Below are 5,969 nucleotides of genomic sequence, written 5' to 3' on the forward strand. Positions count from 1 at the left end.
AGTCGAGGCATGGTGCAAGAGCAGAAACAATCTGAATGCCAAGATCAATTGGCATTTCACCATAGATGACGCCAGGGTAAAATTGAGACGCCTTTATCCGTCAATCATTACGTGACATGACACTAGTTTATCGGCCTGACGGCCTGACTTTGTCCCACAACTCCAGGCACCCTTTGCCTGTTCTTGTGAAGGGAAACAAAGCGTGAACTCTCTGCAGGCTTCCAGGCATTCGTGAGTGTATCGGGCGTGACCAACGGAGATGGCGATCATCGGTGGCTGCAGACAGGTGAAAGTCCACCAGGAGAGGCCCATCACGTTGGGCTTTCCTTCCTTGCCTAAAGTGACAACCAGCGTGTATGGATAGGGTGAGCCCAGTTCGATGGCGGTATTCAAATTCACCTCTTGCATCTGCTCCTCCCTCTCAGATCGTCTTCATTCCGCAGTAATCTTGCCCAAAGAACCGGAGACCGCGATAGCACCTGCTAGGAAAGCTGTGCTGCCAGATAGTTTTGGATCCCCATCTGGCGTATTTGATCAAATTGCTGCTCGATGGTGTCGATATGGCTTTCCTCGTCCTTGAGAATCGACTCAAACAGTTCCCGGCTTCCGTTGTCTCCGAGTTCTACCGCCAGCCGAATGCCATCATTATATGACTTGATTGCGCCATCCTCAAGAATCCAATCGTTTTTGTGTTGGGGTTCAATCTCCGGGCCGATATGAATCTTCTTCAGATTACTTACGATGGGCCACCCTTCAAGGAAGAGAATGCGCTCGATGAGTCTTTCTGCGTGTTTCATCTCGTCGATGGCGCGTTTCTGAGCCACTTTATGCAGATGGTCGTATCCCCAGTTGGCGCACATTTCCGCATGGACCATATATTGACTGATGGCCGTGAGCTCGTCAGACAGCAGATCATTCAGCTTCTCGATTACCGTATCATTCCCTTTCATTCTTCCTCCTTCAAACGGGCAAGCTCAAGCGTTGATCTTCCAGACAACTGCGTCCTGAACGTAGTTCCCGGATTTATTACGAATGTACATGGGATGAGTCTTGATGATCGGTAGGCTCCTCAAGGTTTCGGATGGTGCTCGGTATGAGCTCTGTGAGGGCGGGATGGATGTGCAAGCCCTCAATGATCTCGTGGATATGACCCCCGGATGTCATGGCATTGATCACCTCCTGGATGAGGATTGGCGCATTTGACCCGATGATGTGAAAACCCAATAACTCCAGATTTTCTTTATCTATGATGATTTTGGCAAAACTGTCCTTTTCCATCATCGCCTCGCCCTGAGCTACTCCCATGTATTCTCCCATGCCTACCAGTATCTGATGGTCCTTGCCGGCCTGTGCCTGAGTTAATCCCACTGAAGCGATTTTGGGATAAGAATACACCGCATGAGGTGCGGCGCGATAGTCCATTTTCTGCTTCTCCTCGCCAAAGGCGTTTTGCGCCGCTATCTCCGCTTCCCGATTGGCGACATGCGTGAACATCTGCTGACCGTTTGCATCTCCAATGGCGAAGATGTTCTTCTTGGTTGTCTGGAGATACTCATCCACCTTTATGTATTCTTTGCCGTCCAGTTCGACGCCCGTTTTCTCCGGTTTGAGCAGATCGGCATTCGACTTTCTTCCGACGGCAATGAGGGTCTTTTCGGCAGAAAGCCGCCGCTCTTTCCCGGAACTGTTTTCTTTGGCCAAAACGACGATCTGGTTACCGTTGGCCCTGACCTCCTCAACCGTGGTGCCAGTGCGAACTTCCATGCGCTTGCTCAATTCGGTCTTGAGCAGCGCCGCTATCTCCGGTTCCTCGGAGAGGACAAGCCGATCTGCCATCTCCACGATCGTTACCCGGGTGCCCATCGCTGCAAAGAAATGCCCGAACTCAACCGCAATATAGCCTCCACCAATGATTACCAGACTCTCTGGCCGTTCATTGAGCTGCAACACGGTTTCATTGGTAAGATACTCGATCTCATCAAGACCTTTGATGGGAGGGATCAATGGCCTGGAGCCGGTAGCGATGAAGATTTGCTTTCCCTTGATCTGCTCTCCCCCCACTTCAAGCGTATAATCGGCGATGAAATGTCCTTCCCCTTCATAGAAATCCAGCTCATTGGCTTCCGATAGGCCTTGTTTCATCTCCTTCTGGGCGTCTGAGATGCTTTTTCTCATCCGCTCCATGATGGCCTGAAAGTTGATCTCTCGCACCTCGGCATCGATCCCGAGCTTCCATGATTCCTGTATTTCGGTCACTCTGTCCGCCGGGGAAATCAGCATCTTGGACGGAATACAGCCCAGGTTCAGACATGTGCCCCCGTAAGGCCCTTTATCCACCAATGCCACTTTCAGGTGACGATCGAGAGCCTCCTCAACGATGCTCATCCCACACCCGGACCCTATTACGATGACATCATATGATTTCACTGATTTCCTCCTTGGGCGGTGCGATTCCGGTTTCAACAAAGTCTGCCGATATTCTCTCCAGCTCACTTTTCAGGGCGTTCCCGGTCCTTCAATGGGTAAACGAGCATTGTGTGTAGCACTTCTTTCAGTGAAGTCGCGCGGTATCTATTAGACCCTTTCCCCTGAAACATATTAGCATCAGGCAGGGTGCAATCACCCTGCCTGATGCTAGCGCTCTCTTTTTTTGGGGGCAAAGCGCACAAAGGCAAAGAACATGGCCAGCTTTTCATTTTGCCATTAGTCAGATCAGTTGCTAGCTGATGCGGCATCCGGATGGCGAGATGATGAGCACGGGAATCGAAGGATGCCTTATGCCTCTCTTATATACGCTTCCCAAGCCCGGTATAGGGTTCTGACCATTTCCCCATTAAGGTCTATAGAAATAAAACTTGAGGTCTTGCTATGAAGGTGAAGACATAAGGCCGGTACCTGCGTATTCGGCAGATCTTCTTAGAGATGCCTTTTCAAATTTCTCCGGTATGATCGGCTTATCCATTGTGGCAATCAGTTTCTTTGCCAGGTCAGAGTGCTTTTTGGCCTGGTTTTTCCAGGAGAACTCTTGCGCGTAGGCCAAAGCCCTCTCTTCCATTCGGATGCCGATCTCGGGATTCAGTATAAGATTCCGGATACCGTCAATGATGGATTGCGGCTCTTTGCTGGTGATTGCTTCGGCCATCCTCAGGGTCTCCCCCGAGCCTTCCATCTCCCGTCCGGCAACCAGAGCGCCGACGCCCAGTGCATGGGCAAGAATACCGCTCTGAGAGCATTCCCTGGGCCAGTAGAAGTTGAGGTCGAACGCTTTTTGAGCGACTCGCAGCATATCCTCTGGAAGGCAGGACTCCAGCAGGAAATTATCGCGGTTGTTCGTTTGCAAACGCAGTTGCTGGGCATAGGTCCTTTGAGAGGAATCCCTGGGCGCTCCGATGCGAAGTGCCAGGATCCGCTTTTGAGGGACAAGTTGCTGAAGGGTATCCCGAAGTTGGTAAAGGAATTCGGACTGCTTGCTGGGACAGAGGAATCCGGCTTGCCCGATGATGAAGCAATCTTGATCCGAAAGAATACCCGTGTGGCGTAAATTCTCCCTGGTATTTTCATCCAGATCGGATTCGTGGAGCAGAAAGTCACTTAGTCTTTTTCTGGCCTCGATTCGGCTTAGTCCGCCGATGTTTGAAGGCACGTGGACTCCATGTCGCAGCATGAATACCTTGTCCCAGTATTGAGGGAATGCTCCTGTGACTGCCTGATGGACCCCTTGGCTGAACACTGTGATAGCATCGACATGAGGCAGCACCATTCCGAGAAACTCCACCTGATTTTGGCGCAGACCACTTGGGGTTTCACCACTCTGAAAATGGAGTGTATGAAAGGTTACGATTTTTGGTAGGTGCAAACGGCTGAGCATAAGGGCAAATTTCCGGTCATCTCGCCATATCCCATGCTCGTGTTGAAACCACACTACCGCATCATCGAGCCTTCCACCAAGGGCGCTTATTCCAGAGAGAATCGCCGGGGCGGAAAAGTCCGCAGGGCCAGGTATGCCGTACCATGCCTGGCCTTTTGAGACTTCGTTCTTTTGGGTCATCTGTAGTCCGCAGGTGTTCAGGTCGAATGAGAGAACCTTCCACCGGCTCGAATCCAACTCGCGTGCAATAAAATGGGTGTAGTCTCCGATACCGCACAGGATGGGCCGATAGGTTCCGCTGAAGTAAATGGATGCCATTTGTGTTGCCTCCTTTCATCCGGCAGCCGTAGTCATATGATGAGATTGCCTGTCAGATCTTTCATGAGTTGCCGCCTTGGCGCGATGCAGATCAAGAGCAGCCTCGTTTTCAGGCTGGTTCGGATCGTGAATATAGGTTCTTGCGCTGCACTGAAGACAGGTGATAAACAGACCCTCCGTATCCTGTGCTAGATAGAGGTCTCCCCTGCATTTCTGGCATGACTTTAACCAGTACATCTTGTGACTCCTCTCGGAAAGTCGGGACTCTGGCGTTTCAGTTCTAATATAGGTGCTTCGGCTGAGCGAGAAAATTCGTATAGATGCGTATTTTGGCACGAAAATGCCCGTAGTTTTGGGTTAAGAGCCGGGATCGATTTCATTGGCCTCGTGCTATAATCCCTCGCGCTACCGCATATTCAACCATTTGGACATGATCGAGAAGCCCGAGTGTTTGCATTAAATTGGCGCGCTCGACTTCGACAATCTGGACCTTTAGGTGCAACTGCTCGGCGATCTCGGAGATGGTCCATCCTACCGCTTCCATGCGTATGAGCTCCCGTTGCAGGGTGCTCAGGTGATGATGGCAATCTGGAGACGAATCACAGGTTTTTGCCAGATAACTCTGGATTGCTGAAGGTGATAGGGGTAAACTGAGGTAGGTCTGGCCATGATTGACTGCGCGCACAGCATCCGCAAGCTTATCCAGGGAATCCTTCAGGACATAGGCCCGCGCTCCGGCGCGAAAGGCCTCGACAACATAACCCTCGTAGTTATATGCCGAGAGCACGATGGATGCGGTTTTTCGTGACCCGTGGGCAATGCCTCGAATCACCACAAGGCCATTGATATCCGGCATCACCAGATCGACGATCAGAACATCGGGGGAGAGTTTTTTCACCAGTTGAATTGCCTTTTCTCCATTGCTTGCCTCACCGATGATCTGAAGGTCAGGTTCTTTTTTCAGAAGTGAGATCACTCCCTGCCTGACCGAAGGATTATCATCGGCTATTACCAGGGTTATTACTGTCTCAGTCATTTTGTGCCTCGATTTGCCGAAACCTTAGGGTGACGATATTCTCGAATCAGGCGATTGAGAAGAGCCTGTCAAGCATTCCATATGGCGATCGGAAACTCCCCGTCCCAAATATCGGGGGATCAAAGAGGATGACTGTCAATATCTATCAGCCGCTTGATGAAATTGGTGAAGAACAGCCGCTCAGGTTTCTACATCTCATATATTAAAGGTCTTTGTCATGGGGGAATATACGTGGTCATACGGAGTTTTAGCGCCGGGAGTACGTATTTTTAGACCTATCGGCAGGCAATGTGACGGGGTAATGTCTTCTTTCCGAGGTCTGGGGTGATCCCCGTGGGGGCCTCCATTTATCGCACCCTTATAACAATTCCCCAACGAGTTAGGGACAGGGGTGGAGTCAGACTGGTTTGCCTCTTTCGATATGAGGAACTTGGTGACAAGGAGTTTATGGCGGCAATATCTGGTGCTTGAGGGCGTATCGAATTAGGTCCGTTTGACTGTGTAGATTGAGTTTGCGCATCATATTGGTGCGATGGACTTCCACCGTCCGCTGGCTGATGCCGATCTGTTTGGCAATTTCACCGTTTGTATAGCCCTGGGCAGCCATGTGCAACACCTCTCTCTCTTGCAGTCAACGTCTCATAAGGTTCCAGAGTAGCCTGTTCGGTGGACCGAGTGTAGACTTCTATGGCGCGTTCCGAGAGGGGTGGACTGAGATAGCGATGGCCGCTGGCCACGGCGCGAACG

Annotated in this window: 7 protein-coding genes; all 7 read right to left on the reverse strand. The window is 51.0% G+C overall.

What is annotated here, in order from left to right; genetic code table 11:
• Window positions 1-93: 93 nt before the first annotated feature.
• The 7 genes from PHV74_14585 to PHV74_14615 all read right to left on the reverse strand — a co-directional run bounded on the left by PHV74_14585 (window position 94) and on the right by PHV74_14615 (window position 5,829).
• The gene (locus PHV74_14585; GenBank protein ID MDD5095583.1) at window positions 94-408 is read right to left on the reverse strand and encodes a flavin reductase; all 315 of its coding nucleotides are present in this window, start codon (window positions 406-408) and stop codon (window positions 94-96) included.
• A 74-nt stretch (window positions 409-482) separates the two neighbouring features.
• Window positions 483-950, reverse strand: coding sequence for a bacterioferritin (gene bfr, locus PHV74_14590; protein ID MDD5095584.1), 468 nt, complete (start codon window positions 948-950; stop codon window positions 483-485).
• 76 nt (window positions 951-1,026) lie between these two features.
• Window positions 1,027-2,427: a dihydrolipoyl dehydrogenase gene (locus PHV74_14595; protein ID MDD5095585.1), complete on the reverse strand. Its 1,401-nt coding sequence runs from the start codon at window positions 2,425-2,427 to the stop codon at window positions 1,027-1,029.
• A 439-nt stretch (window positions 2,428-2,866) separates the two neighbouring features.
• On the reverse strand, window positions 2,867-4,186 hold the full coding sequence (locus tag PHV74_14600; GenBank protein ID MDD5095586.1) for a hypothetical protein: 1,320 nt from the start codon (window positions 4,184-4,186) through the stop codon (window positions 2,867-2,869).
• 15 nt (window positions 4,187-4,201) lie between these two features.
• Window positions 4,202-4,423: a hypothetical protein gene (locus PHV74_14605; GenBank protein ID MDD5095587.1), complete on the reverse strand. Its 222-nt coding sequence runs from the start codon at window positions 4,421-4,423 to the stop codon at window positions 4,202-4,204.
• 139 nt (window positions 4,424-4,562) lie between these two features.
• A complete protein-coding gene (locus tag PHV74_14610; GenBank protein MDD5095588.1) occupies window positions 4,563-5,222 on the reverse strand; it encodes a response regulator transcription factor in 660 nt (219 codons plus the stop codon).
• A 445-nt stretch (window positions 5,223-5,667) separates the two neighbouring features.
• A complete protein-coding gene (locus tag PHV74_14615; GenBank protein MDD5095589.1) occupies window positions 5,668-5,829 on the reverse strand; it encodes a LuxR C-terminal-related transcriptional regulator in 162 nt (53 codons plus the stop codon).
• Between the last annotated feature and the right edge of the window lie 140 nt (window positions 5,830-5,969).

The organism is Dehalococcoidia bacterium (assembly GCA_028711995.1).
Taxonomy (GTDB): Bacteria; Chloroflexota; Dehalococcoidia; order SZUA-161; family SpSt-899; genus JAQTRE01.